This is a genomic window from Pseudomonas sp. HS6, from assembly GCF_023375815.1.
GTDB lineage: Bacteria > Pseudomonadota > Gammaproteobacteria > Pseudomonadales > Pseudomonadaceae > Aquipseudomonas.
This window is the reverse complement of record NZ_CP067412.1, coordinates 4,420,533-4,440,599: the sequence shown is the minus strand read 5'-3', so window position 1 is coordinate 4,440,599 and position 20,067 is coordinate 4,420,533. Positions and strand designations below refer to the sequence as shown.

The 20,067-nt window shown below is 61.9% G+C and carries 17 protein-coding genes; 7 read left to right on the top strand and 10 right to left on the bottom strand.

Going from position 1 to position 20,067, the window contains the following annotated elements; all coding sequences use genetic code 11:
• Window positions 1-2: 2 nt before the first annotated feature.
• The 8 genes from JJN09_RS20065 to JJN09_RS20030 are packed head-to-tail and all read right to left on the bottom strand — an operon-like array spanning window position 3 to window position 8,988.
• A complete protein-coding gene (locus JJN09_RS20065) occupies window positions 3-1,133 on the bottom strand; it encodes a glycosyltransferase family 4 protein (protein ID WP_249483252.1) in 1,131 nt (376 codons plus the stop codon).
• Window positions 1,134-2,264, bottom strand: a complete 1,131-nt coding sequence (locus tag JJN09_RS20060; RefSeq protein ID WP_249483250.1) for a glycosyltransferase family 1 protein — start codon at window positions 2,262-2,264, stop codon at window positions 1,134-1,136.
• Window positions 2,248-3,615 (bottom strand): glycosyltransferase family 1 protein, encoded by a 1,368-nt coding sequence (locus tag JJN09_RS20055; RefSeq protein ID WP_249483248.1) that lies wholly within the window; start codon window positions 3,613-3,615, stop codon window positions 2,248-2,250. Before JJN09_RS20055 ends, JJN09_RS20060 begins: the two co-directional genes overlap by 17 nt.
• Window positions 3,612-4,862, bottom strand: coding sequence for an ABC transporter ATP-binding protein (locus tag JJN09_RS20050; RefSeq protein ID WP_249483247.1), 1,251 nt, complete (start codon window positions 4,860-4,862; stop codon window positions 3,612-3,614). Before JJN09_RS20050 ends, JJN09_RS20055 begins: the two co-directional genes overlap by 4 nt.
• Window positions 4,862-5,659, bottom strand: a complete 798-nt coding sequence (locus JJN09_RS20045; protein ID WP_249483246.1) for an ABC transporter permease — start codon at window positions 5,657-5,659, stop codon at window positions 4,862-4,864. Before JJN09_RS20045 ends, JJN09_RS20050 begins: the two co-directional genes overlap by 1 nt.
• Window positions 5,660-7,102, bottom strand: coding sequence for a mannose-1-phosphate guanylyltransferase/mannose-6-phosphate isomerase (locus tag JJN09_RS20040; protein WP_249483244.1), 1,443 nt, complete (start codon window positions 7,100-7,102; stop codon window positions 5,660-5,662).
• A gap of 3 nt (window positions 7,103-7,105) precedes the next feature.
• Entirely contained in the window at window positions 7,106-8,077 is a 972-nt protein-coding gene (gmd, locus tag JJN09_RS20035) for a GDP-mannose 4,6-dehydratase (RefSeq protein ID WP_249483242.1), read from the bottom strand.
• Window positions 8,074-8,988, bottom strand: coding sequence for a GDP-mannose 4,6-dehydratase (locus tag JJN09_RS20030; protein WP_249483240.1), 915 nt, complete (start codon window positions 8,986-8,988; stop codon window positions 8,074-8,076). The genes gmd and JJN09_RS20030 overlap by 4 nt, the downstream gene beginning before the upstream one ends.
• A gap of 424 nt (window positions 8,989-9,412) precedes the next feature.
• On the opposite strand from JJN09_RS20030, the gene JJN09_RS20025 reads away from it, so the two are divergent.
• Genes JJN09_RS20025 through JJN09_RS20000 form a run of 6 tightly spaced genes read left to right on the top strand, consistent with a single transcriptional unit; the run spans window position 9,413 to window position 17,370 of the window.
• Window positions 9,413-10,975 carry a glycosyltransferase gene (locus JJN09_RS20025; protein ID WP_249483238.1) on the top strand — a complete coding sequence of 521 codons (1,563 nt, stop codon included), beginning with the start codon at window positions 9,413-9,415 and terminating at the stop codon, window positions 10,973-10,975.
• Window positions 10,969-12,273: a glycosyltransferase gene (locus JJN09_RS20020; protein WP_249483237.1), complete on the top strand. Its 1,305-nt coding sequence runs from the start codon at window positions 10,969-10,971 to the stop codon at window positions 12,271-12,273. Before JJN09_RS20025 ends, JJN09_RS20020 begins: the two co-directional genes overlap by 7 nt.
• Window positions 12,270-13,184 (top strand): bifunctional 2-polyprenyl-6-hydroxyphenol methylase/3-demethylubiquinol 3-O-methyltransferase UbiG, encoded by a 915-nt coding sequence (locus JJN09_RS20015; RefSeq protein WP_249483236.1) that lies wholly within the window; start codon window positions 12,270-12,272, stop codon window positions 13,182-13,184. Before JJN09_RS20020 ends, JJN09_RS20015 begins: the two co-directional genes overlap by 4 nt.
• The gene (locus JJN09_RS20010) at window positions 13,178-13,993 is read left to right on the top strand and encodes a class I SAM-dependent methyltransferase (protein WP_249483235.1); all 816 of its coding nucleotides are present in this window, start codon (window positions 13,178-13,180) and stop codon (window positions 13,991-13,993) included. The genes JJN09_RS20015 and JJN09_RS20010 overlap by 7 nt, the downstream gene beginning before the upstream one ends.
• A gap of 55 nt (window positions 13,994-14,048) precedes the next feature.
• Window positions 14,049-15,245 (top strand): DUF3142 domain-containing protein, encoded by a 1,197-nt coding sequence (locus JJN09_RS20005; protein ID WP_249483234.1) that lies wholly within the window; start codon window positions 14,049-14,051, stop codon window positions 15,243-15,245.
• Entirely contained in the window at window positions 15,232-17,370 is a 2,139-nt protein-coding gene (locus tag JJN09_RS20000) for a hypothetical protein (protein ID WP_249483233.1), read from the top strand. Before JJN09_RS20005 ends, JJN09_RS20000 begins: the two co-directional genes overlap by 14 nt.
• On the opposite strand, the gene JJN09_RS19995 is transcribed toward JJN09_RS20000, so the two are convergent.
• On the bottom strand, window positions 17,367-17,996 hold the full coding sequence (locus JJN09_RS19995) for a LysE family translocator (RefSeq protein ID WP_096817074.1): 630 nt from the start codon (window positions 17,994-17,996) through the stop codon (window positions 17,367-17,369). The genes JJN09_RS20000 and JJN09_RS19995 overlap by 4 nt on opposite strands.
• Before the next feature lie 145 nt (window positions 17,997-18,141).
• Here JJN09_RS19995 and JJN09_RS19990 point away from each other — a divergent pair, with 145 nt between their 5' ends.
• Window positions 18,142-18,615 carry an Lrp/AsnC family transcriptional regulator gene (locus tag JJN09_RS19990; RefSeq protein ID WP_007954205.1) on the top strand — a complete coding sequence of 158 codons (474 nt, stop codon included), beginning with the start codon at window positions 18,142-18,144 and terminating at the stop codon, window positions 18,613-18,615.
• A 36-nt stretch (window positions 18,616-18,651) separates the two neighbouring features.
• Here JJN09_RS19990 and lpdA read toward each other — a convergent pair whose 3' ends face one another.
• Window positions 18,652-20,052 (bottom strand): dihydrolipoyl dehydrogenase, encoded by a 1,401-nt coding sequence (lpdA, locus tag JJN09_RS19985; RefSeq protein ID WP_249483231.1) that lies wholly within the window; start codon window positions 20,050-20,052, stop codon window positions 18,652-18,654.
• Between the last annotated feature and the right edge of the window lie 15 nt (window positions 20,053-20,067).

Genomic DNA, 20,067 nt, shown 5'->3' with positions numbered 1-20,067 from the left:
GGTCAGGCGTAGGACAGCGCCTTTTCCTCCAGCAGTTCCTGATACAGCGCCGTCCACTTGCGGCCCATTTCGTCGGCTGTGAATAACTGCCGGTAACGGGCTTCAGCCTTGACGCCCATTTCGGCGGCGCGAGTCGGGTTTTCCCACAGGGTTCGCATCGCTTCGCGAAACGCCTGTGGATGACTCGGCGGCACGACCAGTCCGGTTTCGTTGTGGATATTGATGTAACTGGTGCCGGTGCCGATCTCGCTGGAGATCATCGGCTTGCCGTACATCGCACCTTCCAGCAGGGAAATGCCGAACGCTTCCGAACGCAGGTGCGACGGGAAGACAATGGCATAGCTCAGTTGCAGCAGCGCGACCTTGTCTTCATCGCTCACGCGTCCCAGGAAGTGGATGTTGCGCAGCCCCAGCGCAGCGGCCTGAGCGTGCAGTTCCTGCTCCAGCGGGCCGGCGCCGACAATCACCACCGGGTAATCCACGTCCTTCAACGCGTCGAGCAGGATGTGCAGGCCTTTGTAATAGCGCATCACCCCGACGAACAGGAAAAACTTATCCCCAAGCTGCTGACGCCAGCGGTTCATGCGTTCGACGTCGGGCTGTGGATAACCGGCCTTGTTCAAGCCGTAGGGGATGACGCGGGTCTTGTCCTGGAACTGCTGCAACACATCGCTGGTGTGCAGGTAGTTCGGTGAGGCCGCGACTATCCGGTCGGCGCTGGCGAGAAAACGGTTCATCAGCGGGCGATAGAGTTTGAGCAGGTTCTTCTGGCGAATGATGTCCGAGTGGTAGGTCACCACACTCGGTTTGTTCACGCCGCTGGCGAAATGCACCAGGTCCATGAACGGCCACGGGAAGTGGTAGTTGATCACGTCGGCTTCGGCGGCCAGTTCGCGAAACTGTTTGAACACGCTCCAGGAAAACCCGGTGGAGGCGAACTGGATGTCGAGCCTGGCGCGATGCACTTCGTGTTGGCCCAGTTGCAGCACGGCAGGCTCGGGATTGGCGCTGAGGGTCAGCACCTGGCCTTCGATGTCATGCTGGGCGCCACTTTCGCAGAGCTGGAAGATCACTTGCTCGATGCCGCCGACCGAGTCAGGCAGGTACGTCTTGAAAAAATGAAGAACTCGCATTCAACCTCCCAAAGCCTGGCGGTAGGCGCCGGCCGTGGCCTGCGCGCAACGCTTCCAGGAAAAAAGCCGTGCCTGCTGCAATCCGGCTTCTCGGCATGCCTGCCAATGCGCTTGATCGTCGATCAGTCGGCCCAGCGCATCGCGCAAGCCTTCTGCATCGTCAGCTTCAATATAGTTGCCGGCGGCACCCGCGACTTCTGGCATCGCCGAGGATCGGGTGACCACCACGGGCGTGCCACTGGCCATCGCTTCCAGCACCGGCAGGCCAAAACCTTCATACAACGAGGGAAAAACCAGCGCCCGAGCGCCGGCCAGCAATTGCGCCACCTGTTCATCCGGCAAATAGCCAAGCAGGCACACATGACCGCTGGCCATGGCTTTGCGCAACTCGTCACTGAACTGCTCGCGCTGCCAGCCGGCCATGCCGACGATCAACAGCGGGAAACGCTGGCGCACGGCTTCGGGCAATAGCGCGTGGGCACGCAGGGCCAGGCTCAGATTCTTGCGTGGCTCCAGGGTGCCGACACACAAAAAATACTCCCGCGCCTCCACGGCATGGGCCTTGAGCACCGCGTCGATGGCTTGCGGCTCGCGCGGATGAAAGCGCTCGGCGACACCCAGGGGCGCCACCACGAAGCGCTCGGCGGGCAGTCCGAAATAGTCTTGGGCTTCGTCGGCGATGGCTTGCGAGTCGGTCAGAATCACCCGCGCCTGCTGGATGCCTTCGGCCAGTCGTCGCTCGATTTCCCTGAGTCGCGCCTGCGGCTGGGTGTCCGGGAAATGCAGGTGCGTCAGGTCGTGCAGGGTGATCACGGTCGGACCGTCGAAGGCCAGCGGCCATAGACTCGGTTCGTGGTACAGGTCGATGTCGGACGCGCGGCCCTGATCAAAGCGCTTCTGCTCCAGCCAGCGGCGGGCCTGATAGGCGCCGGGGATCTTGCGCAGCATTGGGGTCAGACGGGAATAACCGGGCACCGCCGCTTCGGGTAATTGCGAACTCCAGCCCCAGCCGTGGAACAGTGCTACGTCGATATCGGTTTGCGCGTGCAGGGCATTCACCAGTTCGGCGACGTAATGGCCGATCCCAGTGCGCGGCGCCTGGAGAATCCGTGCGTTAAGGGCTATGCGCATGGGACCTCGCTTGCGTCGCGGGGGCTTGCAGCACATGGCGTGCGGTGCGTTCGGCCAATTGCTGACTGGCTTCGCGCCAGCCGATCCATTGCCAGTCGCTCACATTGCGGGCTGCGGGGAATTGGCCGCTGCGCTCGAAGGCCGTGACCAGATCGGCGAGCTGTTGCGGATCGTGCAAATCGAAATAGGCCATGAACTCGCCGCCGATTTCGCGGAACACCGCAATGTCGCTGCCCATTGCCGGCAACCCGCGCTGCATGGCTTCCACCAACGGCAGGCCGAAGCCTTCGACGAAGGACGGGAATACCAATGCCCTGGAACGCGCATAGGCGAGTTCCAGGCTGGTGTCGCTCAGGTCATTGAACATGAACAGGCGCCGGTTCAGTTCGGCGTGGTTGTGCACCCGGGCGAGCAGGGCGTCGCACTTCCAGCCGATGCGCCCGGCAATGCACAGTCGTGCGTTCGAACCGGCCGCCCAGGCACGTTCGAAGGCATCCAGCAGATAGTCGTGGTTCTTGCGCGGCTCGATGGTACTGACCATCAGGAACACCGGCTCCGGTGTGGCGAACAGGCGTTCCAGACGCGGCTCGACGGTAGCCTCTACGCTCTGCAGATCCAGCTCCGACCCGAGGTGGAAATAGTCGAACCAGCGTTTGTCGACCTGTGCCGAACCAAGACGCCGTTGCACTTCCTCGCGGACCTGATCACGCACCGTGGCGGAAATCGCCAGATAGCCGTCGGCGGTGCGGGTGATCCAGTCGAACCATTCGCTGAAAACCTGCACCAGTCGCATGTCATAAAACTGCGGGTGGGTCAGGGGAATCAAATCGTAGATCACCGCAACGATGCCCACGCCTTCGTGCTTGAGCCGTTCGGCATGCAGGAAAAAGTCCGAGTGCCAGGACGAATCGAGCAACACCAGTTGATCGCCCGGCCGGTGTTGCAGCGGCTCGCAGCGCTGCGGCAACTGATAGCGGTTGACCCGTTCGACCAGCCGCAACGGGATGCCGAACAGACCAAACGAAGTCAGGCGATAGCCGACGTACAGGGCCCGTCGTGCCAGTTTGCTTTGGCAACGGCTATCGAGACGCTGATGCAGTTGCCAGAAGCGATGGGCCAGCCGTTCAAGGCGCTCGCCAAACGTGACGATGGCATTGAACAGCGGTGAGTCCAGTGGCGCCAGGCGCGTCACGCGGTACAGCTTGCCCTTGAGCAGAACCACCGGCACGCACTCGACACCTTCGGCGCTCGGCGGCAACTGCTTGATGACGTTGCGCACCACCCGCTGGATCCCCGAATTGACTTTCGGGTGCCGGAATACGTGGGTGCATTCGACCAGCAGGCGGGTCATGGCGCGCGCTCCACGAGGGCTTCGGTGCGCCGGGTGATCGATGTCCTGGCTCCCAGCCACGAACAGCCAACGAAGTCTTCCTGACGGTTGTTGATCACATGGAACACCAGCCCGTAGTCGCGCCATTCGAAATTGCGGTCCAGGTGCGAGTCCAGCCTTGAGAGGCTCAGGGCTACAGAATAATTGCCCTTGCCCAGTCCCATCACGAAAGCAAAGCGGTAGGTAATGCGCTCGCCTGCGTGCAGGTCTTCCAGCGCCTGGTTCTGGCGATGGGTGTTGATACCGTACATGGCCTGCCCGAGGCGATCCTTGATCATGAAGCCCAGCACCAGCCGTTCGATGTCCTGACGGACCTCGACCTGCACCTCCAGCACCACCGGCTGACCGACTTCGGCGGCGTCGATGGCGCGCTCGTGTTCATCGAGCAGGCGCACGCTGAGTATGCCGGCCTCGCCGGTGCCGGACACGGTTTGCACCTGGCCGCCGGGGAGTGTTTCCTGGCGCACCGTCTGGCCTTCGCGCTCGGCAAGCAGGGCGTTGTAGTAATCCATGACCGCTTCGGGCTTGTCGTGCATGGCCATGTGGCCACCTTCGAGCAGGATCGCCGAGTCGCAGATCGACTGAATCGCCGAGCGGTCGTGGGACACGATCAGCAGCGTGGTGCCGGCCTTGCGGAAGCTGCGGATGCGGTCGAAGCTCTTGTGCTGAAAATACGCGTCGCCCACCGACAGTGCTTCGTCGACGATCAAGATGTCCGGGCGGCGCGCGGTGGCGACACTGAAGGCCAGGCGCATTTGCATGCCGCTGGAATAGGTGCGTACCGGATGATCGATGGCCTCGCCGATTTCCGCAAAGCGTTCGATGTCCGGCATCAGGGTTTCGATCTCTTCGACCTGCATACCTAGCAGTTGCCCGGCCATCACGGCGTTCTGTCGGCCGGTGAAGTCCGGGTGGAAACCCATGCCCAGCTCCAGCAGCGCCGCGACCCGGCCCTCGAGTTGAATCTGGCCGCAGGTCGGCTGGGTGGTGCCGGTGATCATTTTCAGCAAGGTGCTTTTGCCGGCGCCATTGACCCCAACTATGCCCACCGCCTCACCGGGAGCGATTTCGAAATTCACATCCTGCAGCACCCAGTGCTGGCGATGCCGGTCTTTCGAAAACGGGATCAGCCATTCGGCCAGGCGACTCCAGCGTGTGGGGTACTGCTTGTAGGCCTTGCCCAAGCCTGTGACGCGTATGTGCCCCATCAGAGTTCATCCACCATTTCGCCAACCCGCCGGCGGAACAGACGCAGGCCGATTACGCAGAACAAAAGACCGATCACAAAGATCGGCAGCAGCGAACTCCACACCGGCCACTGGCCGTAGAGAAACAGGTTCTGGTAACTGCCGATCAGATTGGTCAGCGGGTTGAGCTGCAACAGGCGCTGCACCCACTCGGGCAGGATGCTCAACGGATACACGATCGGTGTCAGCCAGAACCAGAATTGCAGGCAGATGGCGAACAGTTGCCCGACATCGCGAAAGAACACGTTGAGCACGCCGAGGATCATCCCCAACCCAGCGCAAAACAGCACTTGCAGCGCGAGCAGCGGCACCAGTGCCAACAGCGCCATCCCAGGCCAGCGCCCTGTGATCAGCAGGAAACCGATGAACAGGCCGATGATGATTGCGAAGTTGATTCCGGCATTGAGCAGCACGATCACCGGCAGACAGAGGCGCGGGAAGCTGATTTTCTTCAGCAGGTTGGCGTTCTCCAGAAACATGTTCTGGCTGCGCAAGGTGATTTCCGAAAACAGGCCCCAGGTCAGCAGGCCGGCACACAGGTAAACGCTGTAGGCCATGCCATCATCCACGCCGGGCAGACGGGCACGCATGATGTGGGAAAAGATCACCGTGTACACGATGATCATCGACAGCGGGTTGAGTACCGTCCACAGCGCTCCGAACAGCGAATTGCGATACCGCGCTTGAAACTCCCGCTTGACGCTACCGAGGATGAAACCCCGATAGTCGTGAAGCGAGCGGTACAGGGAAAGCAGCATTCACACCGTCCTGCCATATTGGTCTTCGAAGCGGACGATGTCGTCCTCTCCCAGGTATTCGCCACTTTGTACTTCGATGATCACCAGGTCGATCACCCCCGGGTTTTCCAGGCGATGCTTGTGGCCGGCGGCGATGAACGTCGATTCGTTTTTTGCTACCAGCGTGGTGCCGGTGCCGTTGTTGGTGACCTTGGCCATGCCTTCGACCACCACCCAGTGTTCGTTGCGGTGATGGTGCATCTGCAAGGACAGCTTGCCGCCGGGCTTGACCACGATGCGCTTGATCTTGAAGCGCGGGCCTTCCTCCAGCACGGTGTAGGTGCCCCACGGGCGGCTGACCGTGCGGTGCAGGCGATAGGCTTCGTGGGATTTTTCCTTGAGTTGCTTGGCCACCCGTCGCACATCCTGGGCGCGGTCGGCATGGGCCACCAGCACGGCGTCGGCGGTATCGATGACGATCAGATTCTCCACGCCTACAGCGGCCACCAACCGGCCTTCGCTTTGCACGAAGTTGTTGCGGCTGTCGATGAAGATCGCTTCGCCGCTGGCGCGGTTGTTATCGGCATCGGCCGGCACCAGCGCTGCTACGGCGCCCCATGAACCGATGTCGCTCCAGTCGAAACCAGCGGGCACGACCACGACTTTTTCCGAACGCTCCATCAAGGCGTAGTCGATTGAGATGTCGGTGATTTCGGCGAACAGCGCGGGGGAGAGTTCCTGTTGCAGACAGCCGACGGTTTCTACCGGCTCACTGGCAGCCATGCAGGCGCGGGTCTGTTCCAGCAGTTCGGGAGCGTGCTGCTCCAGCTCGGCGATCAGGGTCGCGGTGGTGAAGCAGAACATTCCTGAATTCCACAGGAAGTTGCCGCTTTCCAGATAATGAGTGGCGGTTTGCAGGTCGGGTTTTTCCACGAAACGCTGCACTTTGGCCGCACCTCTGGCATCCAGCGGCGCACCGGTCTCGATGTAGCCGAAGCCGGTTTCCGGGGCGGTCGGTACGACGCCGAAGGTCACCAGATAACCGTCCTTCGCCAGATTGACTGCGTGTTCGACTGCGCTCTTGAACGCGCCTTCGTTGACGATCAAATGGTCGGCAGGCATCACCACCATGATCGCTGCGTCACCGTGCAGAGCTTGCAGCGCCAGCGCCGCTGCCGCGATGGCGGGTGCGGTGTTGCGCCCGGCAGGCTCAAGCAAAAAGTGCCCGCGATGCCGGGACAGTCGCGCGGCCTGATAGTGATCCTTGCTCTGAAAGTAGTATTCGCGGTTGGTCACCGTGACGATGTCGCCCCAGCCGTCCAGCAGACCGGCGGCGCGCCGATAGGTCTTGCCCAGCAGCGACTGGCCGTCGGGCAGGGTCATGAACGGCTTCGGGTGGCCCTCACGGGACACCGGCCATAAACGGGTGCCGGCACCGCCGGACAGAATCACGGGGATCAGCATGGCCTACTCCTTGGCAACGCGTTTCATGTCCGCATCCATCATCATGCGGATCAGGGTGTCGAGGTCGGTCTTCGGTTTCCAGCCCAGCACACGCTGGGCCTTGGCCGGGTTGCCGAGCAGCACTTCAACTTCGGCCGGGCGGAAGAATGCCGGGTCGATCTTCACATAGTCGCGATAGTTGAGACCCACGTGATCGAAGGCGATGCGGCACATCTCGCGCACGGTGGTGGTGACGCCGGTGGCGACCACGAAGTCGTCGGGCTTGTCCTGTTGCAGCATCAGCCACATGGCTTCGACGTAATCGCCGGCAAAACCCCAGTCGCGCTTGGCGTCGATGTTGCCCAGGGCCAGCTCCTGCTGTTTTCCCTGTTTGATCCGGGCGGCCGCGTCGGTGACCTTGCGGGTCACGAACTCGATGCCGCGCAGTGGCGATTCATGGTTGAACAGGATGCCGCTGCTGGCGTGCAGATTGAAACTTTCGCGGTAGTTGACGGTGATCCAGTGGCCATAGAGTTTGGCCACGCCGTAGGGGCTGCGCGGGTAGAACGGCGTGTTCTCGTCCTGTTGCTCGGCCTGGATCAGACCGAACATTTCGCTGGTGGACGCCTGATAGAAACGCGTGTGCGGACTGAACTGGCGGATCGCTTCAAGCAGGTGAGTCACGCCCAGGCCATCGACGATGCCGGTGGTCACCGGTTGGTCCCAGGACGCAGCGACGAAGCTTTGCGCCGCGAGGTTATAAACCTCGTCCGGTGCCGACTTGATGACCGCGCGCTGCACCGAGCAGGCATCGGCCATGTCGCCGTCCAGGTACACGATGTCGGCTTCAACGCCCATCTCCCGCAGGCGCCAGCGCGAATCGCCGCTGCGCCGCGCCACCAGGCCGTGAACCTTGTAACCCTTGTCGAGCAGCAGTCTGGCCAGATAAGCGCCGTCCTGGCCGGTGATCCCTGTGATCAATGCACTTTTTGTCATTCTTGTCGTACTCGATTCTCCCAGTCGGACAGGATCGCCCGCAGGGATTGTTGTATAGAGATTTGTGGCGTCCATCCTGTGGTCTGGGCGAGCCGTTGATGGCTGCCGCAAACGCGACGCTGATCTGCGCGCCGCATGCGCGCCGGATCCTGAACCAGTTGCAACTCGACCTCGGCCAGATCGCCCATTTGTTCGATGAGGCTGCGAATGCTTTGCTCATGACCTGAGCAAATGTTGTAGACCTGTCCCGGGGTGCCTTTTTCCAGCAGTGCGAAATAGGCCGAAACCACGTCGTCGACGTCGAGGAAATCCCGGGTGACGTCGATGTCGCCGACTTCCAGTTGCGGCGCCTGCAGACCCTGCTTGATGCGATTGATCTGCCGTGCCGCGCTAGCGATGACGAAGCTGTCTTTCTGCCCGGTGCCGATGTGGTTGAACGGACGCGCCACCAGCACCGGCCAGTCTTCGCTCAAGCCCCATTGCAGGCAAAGGAATTCGGCGGACAGTTTGCTCACTGCGTAGGGGTTGCGAGGGCAGGGCGGTTGCTGTTCGGTGATCGGCAGAGCGGACTCGCCGACCTGACCGTACACGTCACCGGAACTGACGTAGAGGAACGGGCCCTCGAAGCCACGCGCCTTGAGCGCCTGCAATAAATTGAGGGTGCCGAGCAGATTGATATCGAAGGTGCGCGCCGGGTCACGGAAGGCTTCCGGGACAAAGGTCTGGCCGGCGAGGTGAATCACCGCGTCAGGCAGTTTCGGCCACAGGTCGGCGAGGCTCTCGGGTTGGGTCAGGTCGTAGGCTGAAGCGGCAGGCAGCAGTTCCCACGGCGCATCTTCCCCTTGCAGACGCGACTGGATGTGTTGTCCCACGAAGCCACTGAGGCCCGTGACGAACAGACTCTTTTTCAAACAGCGACCCCTTGGTCTTCAACTTTCACCTTCTCCCACAGGCTGAACGGGAATGTCTGGCAGACCGCTGGCAAAGTCGGGCAGAACGACAGGTGAAGTTTTGTTGTAGTTGTTTGGCTGCCAATCTGTGCCAATTGCGTGACAATTTCAACAGGGCAAATCGTGACTGGTCAGTTCTCGTCAGGGTAGCCGGTTTTTTCTCGCCGGGCGGTTCACGAATCCGCGACGGATGTGTTTAGAATGCCCCTCGTCGCGATCCCGACGGTTTCTTGCACGGATCGCGCGACAGGCAAAAACCGACCATTAAAACAAGAACAGCGATGTGCTCGAAGACGCAGGACGAATCCCGGTGATGCCGGCTCGATCCCAAGCCGGGCCGTCATAGCGTGAGGTCGCCGGGATGGCGGTCTTAGCGTGGGATGCCATGAACTTCATTCTTTACTCGGACGTCAACGACCGTTCCATCAGCCAGAGTCTCGGGCGTCCGGAATACAGTTATTACTTCGTGCTCAAGGCCTATCGCCCGGTGCTGGAAAGCCTCGGTCGGGTGCACGTGGTGTCTCGCGCCGATGAAGTCGATCCGCTCTATCGGCAACTGCTCGCCGCCGGCGAAGACAGTGTGTTCCTGTCCTTCACCCCGCCGCAAAATACTCCGACCGATCTTGAATGCCCGACGATCTGCGTGATCGCGTGGGAGTTCGATTCGATTCCCGATGAGGCGTGGGACGGTGATCAGCGTCAAGACTGGACGCAGATGCTCGCACGACAGGGACGGGTCATTACGCTGTCGAGCCACACCGCACGGGCGATCCGCCGTGCCATGGGCGAAGACTTTCCGGTTCTGGTATTGCCGACGCCGTTGTGGGAAAACTTCGCGGCCATCCGAGAGCAGCACGTCAGCGCGCCGATCAATCCCGGGTCGACCCTGGCGATCAAGGGCTGCATTTTCGACAGCCGCACGCTGGGACTTTCTGCCGATGACCTGCTGCCCAAACCGCTGACCGCCGAACAACTGGCCGACATCGAGGCGCGCCGCCCGCCACCCCTGACACTCAAACGCCGTCTGGTCATCGCTCGTCATTACCTGCGTCTGTGGGCATTGAACCCGAGCGATCAACCCGAGCCCGTAGCCCGCGTGAAATACCTGCATCACGGCTACTGGGAAGGCTTTCGCGATCTGCTCTCGGACAAGGCCCATGCCTGGCTCGAGCGACGCCTGCCGAACATTGCCGGTCCTCATGAAGTCGCAGTGGACGAACCACCGCCCCTGGACCTGCCGGATACCTCTGCAGTGGTCGAAACCACCGTCGATGGCGTGATCTACGTCACTGTGTTCAACCCCAAGGACGGCCGCAAGAACTGGCACCAACTGATCACGGCGTTCTGCTGGGCCTTTCGCGAAACGTCTGACGCGACGCTCGTGCTGAAGATCACCCAGAACGATCTGGCGTCCTACTACAGCGAACTGATGACTTTGCTTGCGCAACTGACGCCGTTCGCCTGCCGGGTGCTGGTGTTGCACGGCTATCTCGATGACCCGCAATACGCGCGGCTCTATCAGGCGGCCAGTTTTTACGTCAACGCTTCACGCTGCGAAGGCCTGTGCCTGCCGTTGATGGAGTTCATGTCCAGCGGCAAACCGGTGATTGCTCCGGATCACACGGCGATGGAAGACTATATCGATGACGCGGTGGCCTTCGTCGTCCAGTCCAGCGAAGAACTGACGATCTGGCCCCAGGACACCCGCATCATCTACCGTACCTTGCGTTACCGGCCGGACTGGGGCTCGCTCAAAAGTGCCTACGAGCACAGCTACCGGGTGGCCAAGGCGCAGCCGCAGGACTATCGACGAATGTCGGTCGCCGCCGTCGAACGCATGCAGGATTACTGCGCCTTCGCCCCGGTACAGCAGCGCCTGGCGGACTTTTTCGGCCTCGTGCCAGGGGCCGCCGACGCAGCGCCCGTGACGGACAACGCCTCATGCTGATCATCATTCATTCGGAAACCAACCAGCACACCATCGCGCAGAATCTTGGCCGCTCCGAGTACAGCTATTACTTCGTGCTCAAGGAATACCGACCGGTGCTCGAGCGCCTCGGGCGAGTGGTGGAAGTGACGGACCCGGCTCGTGAAGTCGACGCGCTGTACCTGGAGTGCCTGGCCCGTGGCGTGCCGTGCGTGTTTCTGTCGTTCTCGCCACCCCACCGCACGCCGATTCATCTGGCCTGTCCGACGCTGCCGGTGTTCGCCTGGGAATTCAGCACCATCCCCAACGAGCCTTTCGACGGCGAGCCACGTAATGACTGGCGCACGGTGCTGCGCGCTTGCGGCGCGGCGATCACTCATTCCAGCTACACGGTCAACGCAGTGCGCGAGGCCGTTGGCGTCGACTACCCGATTGTCGCGGTGCCCGCGCCGGTGTGGGATCGCTTTTCGGCTCGTGGAGAACAGCTGCAAGGCCAGCCTTCGACGGGCCCGGTGCGTCTGAAGATCAAAGGGGTGGTGGCCGACAGTCGCCAGCTCGATCTCGACGCCTTCGGCCCGAAGCATTTGCGCCGCGGCAAGGGCATCGACTTCGAGGCGCCGGTCCGCGAGCAGGAGCTGCTGCTGGACGGCGTGGTATACACCTCAGTGTTCAACCCAGGCGACGGACGCAAGAACTGGGAAGACATGCTCAGTGCATTTTGCGTAACGTTCCGTGAGGTTGAAGACGCAACGCTGGTGCTCAAGCTCACCCACCACGATGCCGAGGAAGCCCTCAGCGACATCCTTCATCACCTGTACAAAAACCGCTCCTACCGCTGCCGCATCGTGCTGATCTACGGCTACCTCGCGGACGCGGACTACGAGCGGCTGGTGCAGGCCACCCGTTACGTGGTGAACACGTCCTACGGCGAAGGCCAGTGCCTGCCGCTGATGGAGTTCATGTCCTGCGGCAAGCCGGCGGTGGCACCGCGCACGACGGCGATGATCGATTATCTGAGCGAAGACAATGCGTTCCTGGTCGAGTCCACCGATGAACTCACCGCGTGGCCCCACGACCCGCGCAAGGCGTTCCGCACGCTGCGCTACATGACCAATTGGGCGTCGGTCTGCGTCGCCTACCGCAACAGTTACGAGGTAGCGAAAAACCAGCCACAACGTTATGCACAACTGTCGGCTCAAGCCGTTCTGAGCCTGCGAGGGTTTTGCAGCCAGGCCGTGGCCGAGCAGCGTTTGCGGGACTTTCTCGCGCAACTGTTCGAACACCGCGCGATGGCCTCCGTCGAGGCTTCCGGCTCATGATCCGCGCATTGATCAGACGCCTGCGCCCGGTCGCGCAACCCGCGCCAGTGCCTCCCCCTGAACCTGTCGCCGAGCGCGGTTCACCGCGGGATATCGGCCTGCTCGACGCGATTCTCGACGGCTGGTTTCGTGGCGAAACCGGCGAGTTGCTCAAGGGTTTCGCCATCGGTGCGGACGATACCCTGCTTGATGTCGGCTGCGGTGAAGGCGTGGCAACCCTGTTTGCGGTGCGCCAGGGTGCGTCGGTGATCTTCACCGACAGCGAACTCGACAAGGTCCGTGAACTCGCGCGGCAGGTCGAGGCGCAATCGACTCAAACAAATCTGGGCCTGGTCAGCAACAGCCTGCCATTGCCGCTGGCCGATGGCTGCGCCAGCAAGGTGGTGTGCATGGAGGTGCTCGAACATATCGACGAGCCCGAACCGTTCATGGCCGAACTGGTGCGCATGGGCCGTCCCGGCGCCCAGTACTTGCTGAGCGTTCCGGCCCCGGTGGGCGAGCATCTGCAAAAAGGTATCGCTCCCGCCAGCTATTACCAGTCGCCCAATCATGTACAGATTTTCACCCCCGAGCGGTTTGCCGCGCTGGTGGAGGACGCTGGACTGGTGATTGAGCATCGTCAGGCCAACGGATTTTTCTGGGTGATGGGCATGATCTTCTTCTGGGCCAGCGAACGGGCGGCCGGTCGAGATCTGGAAGGCGCGGTGCGTGACCGGATCCAGGCGCCGTACCCGCCGCTGATGGAAAGTTGGGCGCGCACCTGGCAAGACTTGCTGGCGCTGCCCGACGGCCCGGCGATCAAACAATTGCTCGATCAGCTGATGCCCAAGAGTCAGGTGATCATCGCCCGCAAACCGCTGCAAACCGCTTCGTCTACCGTCGAACCTCTTTCTGGAGCCACCCCATGCTGAGCCTTTTGAAGAAACTCACGGCGACGACGCCCGCGCAGCCCTCGCTGCCTGCGGCCGAGACGATCAACGCGTTCGACCTCGGCCTGCGCGATGCGATGCTCAGCGGCTGGTTCAACCACGAAACCGGCGAGTTGTACAAAGGCTTCCCGGTATCCGCCGACGACACGGTGCTGGATGTCGGCTGTGGTGACGGCGGCAACATGCAGTTCTGCGGTATGCGTGGGGCAAAACTGATCGTTGCCGACATCGATGCGGGCAAAATCGATGCTGCCCGTCAGCGTCTGAGCGAAACCACGGCGCAAAGCGTCGAGTGCCATGTCACCGATGGAAATCCGCTGCCGATTGCCGACAACACGGCGACTCGCGTGGTGTCTACCGAAGTGCTTGAACACGTCGATGACCCGGCGCAGTTTCTCGCCGAGCTGGTGCGTGTCGGCCAGCCGGGCGCGTTGTACCTGTTGAGCGTGCCGCACCCGAGCTCGGAAAACCTGCAAAAAGACATCGCCGCGCCGGCGTATTTCGAACACCCCAACCACATTCGCATGATCAGCGAAGAGCAGTTCAAGGCGATGGTCAGTGAGTCGGGCCTGGAGATCATCAGCCACAGCCAGTACGGTTTTTACTGGTCGCTGTGGATGCTGCTGTTCTGGGACGCCAAGGTCGATCTGAACAACCCGGATCATCCGCTGCTCAACCACTGGGCCGAAACATGGCAGGCGATCCTCAACTCGCCGCGTGGTGCGCAGATCAAGGAAGCGCTGGACGGCGTCGTGGCGAAAAGTCAGGTGATCATCGCCCGCAAGCCCTGATCCACAGGCTTTTGTGTAACCTTGCAGCCTTGTGAATTTGAAGGTTCGCCAAGGTATGCGGTTTATCGTGGGTCTGCCGGCGCTGCTGGTTTCCTTGCTGTTGCTGGGTGCGTGCAGCCAATCCGACGCGCCGGTGCTCGATCAGCAACTCTACGTCTGGCAACGCCAGTGGACGCCGGCCCATGAGGCGGCGCTCAAGGGCAGCCGCGCAGATTTCTCGACCCTGCGCGTTCTGGCGTTGCAGGCCTTCCCTCCGGCGGGTTGGAGCCGGGCGCGGATCGATCCGCCGTTGCTCAAACGCGATGGCCGGCCGCTGATCGCGGTAATTCGCCTTGATGGTCAGCTTCAAGCGCTGGATCAGGAGCAGGTCACCGCACAGATCCTTCAGGTGATCGATGACTGGCAAACCCGGGGACTTACGCTGTCCGGGATCGAGATCGATCACGATGCCGGCAACGCGCGGCTGCCGGCTTACGCTGACTTCCTGATTCATCTGCGTGCTGCTTTGCCGTCATCACTTCCCTTGAGCATTACTGCGCTGCCAGCATGGCTCGACAGCCCGCAACTGCCGGCGCTGCTGGCAACGGTCGACAGCAGCGTGCTGCAGGTACATGCGGTCAGCGATCCGCGACGCGGTCTGTTCGACCCTGAACAGGCGCGCAACTGGGCGGAGCGTTGGGGGTGGATCAGCGAAAAACCGTTCTACCTGGCCCTGCCGGCTTACGGTATAGCGTTGTTGCCGGACAGCGGTGGCGCGCCGGTGGTGGAAAGCGAGGTGACGCTGGAGCGAGGCGGAGAGCGCCGCGAATTGCTGGCCGATCCGCAGGAACTGAGCCAACTCGCCAAAGCACTGCGCAAGGATCGACCGGCGCACCTGGCCGGGCTGATCTGGTTCCGCCTGCCGCTGGCCAATGACCGCCGGGCATGGAGCCTGACCACGCTGGGTGCCGTGGCCCGAGGTGATGCGCTGTCCAGCAAACTTGACGTGAGTTTCAAGGCGCAAGACGGCCTCTACGACATCACGCTCGGCAATGCCGGCAACCTTGATAGCCCCTGGCCTGCGCGCTTGCTGGTAAAAGCCAGCGGCTGTGAAGGCGCCGATGCGCTCGCCGGTTATGCATTGCAACAGTCAGCGGATCTGCTTACCTTCACCCGCTTGCGCGACGGCCGATTGCCGGCGGGCGGGCAGCGTGCGATCGGTTGGGCACGTTGCGCAAATATTGATCAAGGAGGTTCGCATGTTGACCCGTAACTGGCCCCGCCATCTGCTTTGCCTGAGCCTCAGCCTGCCGCTGGGCTCGGCGCTGGCCTGCGGCCCGGATTTCCCGATGCGTCTGCTCGACGATCGCGGGCAATCGCTGGCGGAACTGCCGGAGGGCAACTTCAAGTTCGAGATCAATCGCCTCGGCAAGACTATTGCCGGGCTGAAGAACGTCACGGCCGTCACCTACAACCCGGACGACATCTATGGCGAACCAAAGGAGCCCGCTGAACAGCGTGAGAAGGCCGAGCAACAGGGCCTGAGCGCGGAGCAGCTGGCCATGGTCAAGCAACTGCGCAGCCTGACCGATGCCCGTGAGGTCGAGGTACAGGGCGCGAGCCTGCCGGCGGAATTGCGTCTGTATATGGCGGGCGCCGTGGCGTTCGGCGCCGGTGATCATCAACTGGCCGTCGAGTATTTCCGCCAATTGCTGGCGCTGCCGGCCGATCAACGCGCGTTGCGCAGCACCTGGGCCGCTTATTCGCTGGGCCGGGCTTACTTTGCCATGAGCAGCGAAGCAGGCGATGCGCTCGAAGCGTTGGAAAACGCCATCGAAGCCTTCCGCCAGACACGGCAACTGAGCATCGACGGTTTCAGCGATCCGCTGGAGCTGGGCGTGGCCAGCCTCGGTGAAGAGGCGCGAGCGCTGCGCACAGCGGGCAGTTGGGACAAGGCCATCGAACTCTATGCCACGCAAAACCTGCACGGCTCGAACGTCGGCTACACCTCGCTGAAGCTGTTGATGAACGATCTGGCCGAAGAACCCGAGGAGCGACTGGAAAAGTTGCTGCGTGGCAAAGCGGTGCAGCAACTGGTGACCGCGTCGCTGATCAGCCGGATCGGCTGGTCATTCGGCGATGAGCCGCCGAACGAGAAAAAACTGATCAAAGCGCTGCAAGAAAGTACGCGCGGCAGCCTCGATAACGCGGATCGTTTGGCGGCAATGAACTATCAACAGGGCGATTACGCCAGTGCCAAGGCGTTCCTCGAACATGCCGGCGACAGCGGCTTGGCGTGGTGGCTGCGGGCGAAACTGGCGGTGCGTGACGGCGATAAAAACGCGGCGGCTGCGGCCTATGCAAAAGCTGCGCAAGCGTTCCCGCAGGGCGAATCCTGGGGCGAGCGGCGTACCGCCGACTGGAATCTCGAATCCCTTCAGCCCAAGTGCCGGGTCGAGGGTGAAAGCGCGATCCTGGCGCTGCAACGTGGCGAGTACCTGCAGGCCTTCGATCAGTTGTATCGCAGCCAGAGCATTTACTGGTTCGACGCCGCGACGGTGGCCGAGCGGGTATTGACGGTTGATGAACTCAAAAACTATGTCGATAAAAATGTGCCGGCACCGCCTGCGCTGAGCCAGCAGGATCGCGACAACTACGTCCCGCTGCCGGTGGCCGCCAGCCTGCGCAATCTGCTGGGCCGGCGTTTGTTGCGCGAAGGACACTACGAAGAGGCGGTCGGTTATTTCGACAATGCCGATCTGCAGCACAAGGCTCGGCTCTATGGCGAGCAACGCCTGAAGGCCGATTCGGCGTGGTGGCCGACCAAGCGTGCCAGCGCGCTGTTCAATGCGGCGTGGACGGCCCGCGAGTGGGGCATGGATATCCTGGGCTACGAAATGGCCCCGGATTACGCGACCTTCGGCGGCAACTTCAGCCTGGAAAATACTGAACTGAAAGTCGGGCCTTTGGTGAGTGAGGCTGAAGTGCAACGGCAGAAGGCCAGCGAAGCGCAGCCGGATGAGCGCTATCACTATCGATTTGTCGCTACGGCTTTGGCCAGTCGTGCGGCGGACAACCTGCCGCACACCAGCCAGGCGTTCGCCGCCGTGTTGTGTTCGGCCGCTGGCTGGAACAGCAGCCTGGAAGAACAGAGCGCGTTGTACAAACGTTATGTCGACGAAGGGCCGTACGTTCTGTGGGCCGTGGATTTTGGCCATCAGTGCCCTTATCCGGACTTCGAAAACGCTGACAAGCGCTATGTCACTCAGGTGACCGACTCGGTGCGTTCGACACTGCGGCCATACAAGTGGCCGGTGCAGATCGGTGCGATTGTGGTCTTCACTGCGGTGGCGTTGTTGCTGATTACCCGCCGCCAGCGCAAGGCCCGCAAAGCCTAAGCCTGCTGGACGAACGTCAGGCGCACGGCAAAACCGATCAACAGGCTGCCGAACAACCACTGCTGCACCCGTTGGGCCGTCGGGCTGTGTTTCAGCCAGCGGCCCAGCGCTGTGCCGAGCAAGGCATAGGCGCTGTCGAACAGCAATCCAGCGGCCACCAGCATCGCACCGAGCACCGCAAACTGCGTCAGCACCGGTGCGCCATCCGCCACGATGAACTGCGGCAGCAGCACCGAGCAGAACAGCAAGGCTTTCGGATTGAGCAGATTGGTCAGCAGGCCACGACGGATCGCTGCGCGCCACTGCCCATGGCCGTCCGTTACGGTGCCGGCGTTCAGATCCGGCAACAGCGTGGTGCGCAGGCATTGAATGCCGATCCACAGCAGGTACGCCGCCCCGGCCATTCGCACCGCATCGAACGTCCACGGCGCAGCCTTGAACAGCGCCGCCAGCCCCAGCGCCGCGAGTGCTACGTGACAGCCTCGGGCGACCGCCAGACCCACCGCTGTGGCGAGTGCTGCACCGCGACCCTGACGGGCACCGGTCTGCAACAGCAGGATCATGTCCGGACCGGGCAGCAGATAGACTACCGCCAAAGCCAGGAAAAACAGCCAGAGACTTGCCATGTCACACCCCCTTTCGTTGTCGATTCGGTGCAACCAGTCTATGACCGAGGGGTAGGGCAGGTGCTTGCGTAGTTCGCTTCTATAACCGTTGAGATTGGCATAACCTGCTTTCTTTTTGCGGTTACACCATCAGGATCTGCCAACCATGAAACTCGACGCCTTCGATCGCAAGATTCTCGCCGCGCTGCAACGGGACGGGCGCCTGAGCAATGTGCAACTCGCGGACGAAATCGGTTTGTCCGCATCGCCGTGCCTGCGTCGGGTTCGGATGCTCGAAGAGGCGGGGGTGATTCGCGGATATCAGGCGAACCTGGACCGTGATGAGGTGGGGCTGGGACTGACGGTGTTCGTCGGGGTCAAGGTGGAACGGCACAACGATGAACAGGCCGAAGCGTTTCATCGGGCGGTGACGGCGTTGCCGGAGGTGATTTCAGCGTTTCTGGTCTCAGGGGAATCGGACTTTCTGCTGCAAGTGGTGGTGCCGGACTTGCGCGCCTATGACCGTTTCCTCACCGGTTGCCTATTGAAGCTGCCGGGCGTGAGCGACATTCGCAGCAATTTCGCGATTCACACGGTGAAGACCCCAGGAGCGTTGCCGCTGGGGCATTTGCCGTCCTGATACTTCCCGCATTGCGCGGGAAGTATCCACAAGCGCTTACATCTGCGTCGCCATGCCCTCGACATTCATTGCTGCCTGGCGCAACGCCTCGGAACGAGTCGGGTGAGGGTGGCAGGTCAGGGCGATGTCCTCGGCCGACGCGCTGAACTCCATGGCCACGCAGTACTCGCCGATCATCTCACTGACGCTCGGGCCGACCAGGTGCACGCCAAGCACTTCGTCGGTGTGCGCGTCGGCGATGACTTTGGCAAAACCTTCGGTTTCGTGATTGATCTTCGCCCGGCTGTTGGCGGTGAACGGGAACTTGCCGACCTTGTAGGCCCGGCCTTCAGCCTTGAGCTGCTCTTCGGTCTTGCCGACGCTTGCCAGCTCCGGTCTGGTGTAGATCACGTTGGGGATCAGGTCGTAGTTGACCTCGCCCGCCTTGCCGACGATGTGCTCGATGCAGGCCATCGCTTCGTCTTCGGCCTTGTGCGCAAGCATCGGCCCGGAGGTGACATCGCCGATCACCCAGACACCGGGTGCTTCGGTGCGATGGTGTTTGTTGGCAAGCATGCCGCGTTTGTCGGTGCTCAGGCCGACGTTCTCCAGGCCCAGGCCTTTGGTGTAGGGGCGGCGACCGATGGCAACCAACACGTAATCGGCTTCCAGTAACTCGGCGGTGCCACCGGCTGCCGGTTCGATGCTCAGTTGCACGCCGTTGGCCGAAGAGGTGGCGCTGGTGACTTTCGAACTCAGTTTGAAGCTGATGCCTTGTTTGCTCAGCGAGCGTTGCAGGGTCTTGCCGGCCTCCCCATCAACGCCCGGGCAGATGCGGTCGAGGTATTCCACCACCGTCACCTGCGCTCCGAGCCGCCGCCAGACTGAACCGAGCTCGAGGCCGATCACGCCGGCACCGATCACCACCAGATGTTTGGGCACTTCGTTCAGGGACAGGGCGCCGGTGGAATCGAGGATGCGCTGGTTATCGATGGCCACGCCGGGCAGGGGAGTGGGTTCGGAACCGGTGGCGATGACGATGTCGGTGGCGTTCAGTTCGATCCGGTTGCCCTGATCGCCGGTCACGCTGACTTTTCCGGGACCGTCGATGTGGCCCCATCCTTTAATCCAGTCGACCTTGTTCTTGCGGAACAGGAATTCGATACCTTTGGTCAGGCCGGTGACGCTTTCGTCCTTCTGTTTCATCATTTGCGCGAGGTTGAGCGTCGGTTTGACCTCGATGCCGAGGTTGGCGAATTCCGCGCCCATCGCCGCGTCGTACAGTTCGGACGCATGCAACAGCGCCTTGGACGGCATGCAACCGACGTTGAGGCAGGTGCCGCCCAGCGTGGCGCGACCTTCCACACACGCGGTCTTGAGGCCCAACTGACCGGCGCGGATCGCTGCGTTATAACCGCCGGGCCCACCGCCCAGAATCACTACGTCATAGTTGCTCATGCGCTTACTCCTGGC

What these genes read in the sequence shown, in the direction of transcription:
- JJN09_RS20045 (WP_249483246.1), bottom strand. Translation starts at nt 5,659, where the DNA reads ATGCTGCTTTCCCTGTACCGCTCGCTTCACGACTATCGGGGTTTCATC.
- JJN09_RS20005 (WP_249483234.1), top strand. Translation starts at nt 14,049, where the DNA reads ATGCGGTTTATCGTGGGTCTGCCGGCGCTGCTGGTTTCCTTGCTGTTG.
- JJN09_RS20055 (WP_249483248.1), bottom strand. Translation starts at nt 3,615, where the DNA reads ATGACCCGCCTGCTGGTCGAATGCACCCACGTATTCCGGCACCCGAAA.
- JJN09_RS19995 (WP_096817074.1), bottom strand. Translation starts at nt 17,996, where the DNA reads ATGGCAAGTCTCTGGCTGTTTTTCCTGGCTTTGGCGGTAGTCTATCTG.
- lpdA (WP_249483231.1), bottom strand. Translation starts at nt 20,052, where the DNA reads ATGAGCAACTATGACGTAGTGATTCTGGGCGGTGGGCCCGGCGGTTAT.
- JJN09_RS20050 (WP_249483247.1), bottom strand. Translation starts at nt 4,862, where the DNA reads ATGGGGCACATACGCGTCACAGGCTTGGGCAAGGCCTACAAGCAGTAC.
- gmd (WP_249483242.1), bottom strand. Translation starts at nt 8,077, where the DNA reads ATGACAAAAAGTGCATTGATCACAGGGATCACCGGCCAGGACGGCGCT.
- JJN09_RS20025 (WP_249483238.1), top strand. Translation starts at nt 9,413, where the DNA reads ATGAACTTCATTCTTTACTCGGACGTCAACGACCGTTCCATCAGCCAG.
- JJN09_RS20065 (WP_249483252.1), bottom strand. Translation starts at nt 1,133, where the DNA reads ATGCGAGTTCTTCATTTTTTCAAGACGTACCTGCCTGACTCGGTCGGC.
- JJN09_RS20015 (WP_249483236.1), top strand. Translation starts at nt 12,270, where the DNA reads ATGATCCGCGCATTGATCAGACGCCTGCGCCCGGTCGCGCAACCCGCG.
- JJN09_RS20060 (WP_249483250.1), bottom strand. Translation starts at nt 2,264, where the DNA reads ATGCGCATAGCCCTTAACGCACGGATTCTCCAGGCGCCGCGCACTGGG.
- JJN09_RS20010 (WP_249483235.1), top strand. Translation starts at nt 13,178, where the DNA reads ATGCTGAGCCTTTTGAAGAAACTCACGGCGACGACGCCCGCGCAGCCC.
- JJN09_RS20000 (WP_249483233.1), top strand. Translation starts at nt 15,232, where the DNA reads ATGTTGACCCGTAACTGGCCCCGCCATCTGCTTTGCCTGAGCCTCAGC.
- JJN09_RS19990 (WP_007954205.1), top strand. Translation starts at nt 18,142, where the DNA reads ATGAAACTCGACGCCTTCGATCGCAAGATTCTCGCCGCGCTGCAACGG.
- JJN09_RS20020 (WP_249483237.1), top strand. Translation starts at nt 10,969, where the DNA reads ATGCTGATCATCATTCATTCGGAAACCAACCAGCACACCATCGCGCAG.
- JJN09_RS20040 (WP_249483244.1), bottom strand. Translation starts at nt 7,102, where the DNA reads ATGCTGATCCCCGTGATTCTGTCCGGCGGTGCCGGCACCCGTTTATGG.